The sequence below is a fragment of the Methylobrevis pamukkalensis genome (genome assembly GCF_001720135.1).
Classification (GTDB): Bacteria; Pseudomonadota; Alphaproteobacteria; order Rhizobiales; family Pleomorphomonadaceae; genus Methylobrevis; species Methylobrevis pamukkalensis.
This window is the reverse complement of record NZ_MCRJ01000303.1, coordinates 1-676: the sequence shown is the minus strand read 5'-3', so window position 1 is coordinate 676 and position 676 is coordinate 1. Positions and strand designations below refer to the sequence as shown.

At 72.0% G+C, this 676-nt stretch carries 1 pseudogene; it reads right to left on the bottom strand.

What is annotated here, in order from left to right:
• A pseudogene (locus A6302_RS26395) lies at positions 1 to 163 on the bottom strand (2-dehydro-3-deoxygalactonokinase); the annotation flags it as partial.
• Positions 164 to 676: the final 513 nt, after the last annotated feature.

Below are 676 nucleotides of genomic sequence, written 5' to 3'. Positions count from 1 at the left end.
AGCCGGCCTCGCGCCAGCCCTGCCGCGCCGCGGCCATGCCGCAGACGATGACGCGCAGCGGCGGAGCGCCGGCCGCAGGATCGAGGCCGAGTTCTGCGATGCGGTCGCGCAGGACCGGCTCGAAGCGGTCCGGCGTCAGCGTGCCCATGCCGTCGGCCGAACGCGTCTCGGCGAGACGTCACCAGCCGGGCCAAGCCACCACAGCCGCAGGCTGGAGGTGCCCCAGTCGGCGGCAAGCAGCTGCGGGACCGGCGGGCGATCGGCGTGCGCGGACATGAGGCCCCCTTCCCGTCCCTCTTCGCCGCTCCCCCCGGGATCGGCACGTTCCGCTTTGCGGAACTGTTGTTGAAACGATCGGTACGTCCGGCAGCGCGGCCTGTCAACGCGGCCGCGGCGCGATCACATCCGGATGCATGCGGATACAAATCCATGCACATCGATACAACATACAGACAGACGCCACCGGCGCGCCGGGGTATGGAGACAGCGGGATCCGCCGTCCGGGGGGCAGCGGCGGCGCCCGACCCGCAACGGCAGAGCCGCACCCATGGACACTCGTTCCGCCCGACGACACGACGACACGCCGCAGTCCCTCGGCCCGAAGGCGCCCGGTCTGCAGGCCCTTGGTCTGCACGCCCTTGATCTGCAGGCCCCCGGTGTGCAGTCGCCCGGCCCC